General features: G+C 68.0%; 1 protein-coding gene. It reads right to left on the bottom strand.

Annotated elements, in window-relative coordinates; all coding sequences use genetic code 11:
* Nucleotides 1-1,179, bottom strand: a 1,179-nt coding sequence (locus tag AB4Y86_RS19265) for an Rne/Rng family ribonuclease (RefSeq protein ID WP_441403725.1), incomplete at both ends; no start/stop codon positions are given.

Here is a 1,179-nt window from a genome sequence, read left to right as displayed (position 1 = left end):
GGGCGCTGCCGTTGCCTCGCCGTCGTGAAGGTGAGCGGCGTGCGCGGCGGCGGCGATGTTGGCCAGCGCGGCGCGGGTTGCCTCTGCCTTGGCGTGGCGCTCTGCCTCTGTGGGCTCGGCATGCACGATTGCCGGGGCGGACTGCTCGTCGGCTCCCTGGCCGCCCTTGCCGCGACGGCGCTTGCGCTCGTTGCGGGCAGCGGGCGGGTGCTCGGTCCGCGGGACGTGGTGCTCCGCGGCGACGGTGTTGGCGCGGCGGTGTTCCACCGGCTCGTCATGGGTGACGACGCCGCGGCCGGCGCAGGCTTCGCACTGTTCGCCGAAGACCTCCAGCAATCCGGTGCCCATCCGCTTGCGGGTCATCTGCACGAGTCCCAGCGAGGTGACCTCGGCGACCTGGTGCTTGGTCCTATCCCGGCCCAGGCACTCCACCATGCGGCGGAGCACGAGGTCGCGGTTGGATTCCAGCACCATGTCGATGAAGTCGATCACGATGATGCCGCCGATGTCGCGCAGCCGCAGCTGCCGGACGACTTCCTCGGCCGCTTCCAGGTTGTTCTTGGTGACGGTTTCCTCGAGGTTGCCGCCGCTGCCGGTGAACTTGCCGGTGTTGACGTCCACCACGGTCATGGCTTCGGTGCGGTCGATCACGAGGGAGCCGCCGGAGGGCAGGAAGACCTTGCGGTCCAGGGCCTTGTGGATCTGCTCGTCGATGCGCCAGGCCGCGAAGATGTCCGTGTCCTTGGTCCACTTCTCGAGCCGGCCCACCAGGTCCGGAGCCACGTAGGTAACGTAGGCMTCGATGGTGTCCCAGGCTTCCTCGCCGGAGACGATCAGCTTGGAGAAGTCCTCGTTGAACACGTCGCGGACCACCTTGATGGTCAGGTCCGGTTCGCCGTACAGCAGCTCCGGAGCCAGGATCTTGGTGGACGTGGACTGGCTTTCGATGCCCTCCCACTGGGCGCGAAGCCGGTTGATGTCATGCGTGAGTTCTTCTTCCGACGCGCCCTCGGCCGCGGTGCGGACAATGACGCCGGCGTCCTCCGGCAGGCGGTCCTTGAGGATCCGCTTGAGCCGGTTGCGTTCGACGTCGGGCAGCTTGCGGGAGATGCCGGTCATGGAGCCGCCGGGCACGTAGACGAGGTAGCGGCCTGGCAGCGAGATCTGGCTGGTCAGGCG

Source organism: Arthrobacter sp. 2YAF22_2 (assembly GCF_052114645.1).
Classification (GTDB): domain Bacteria; phylum Actinomycetota; class Actinomycetes; order Actinomycetales; family Micrococcaceae; genus Arthrobacter.
Note: the sequence above shows the minus strand (reverse complement) of the source record. Positions and strands in the feature narration are given on the sequence as shown.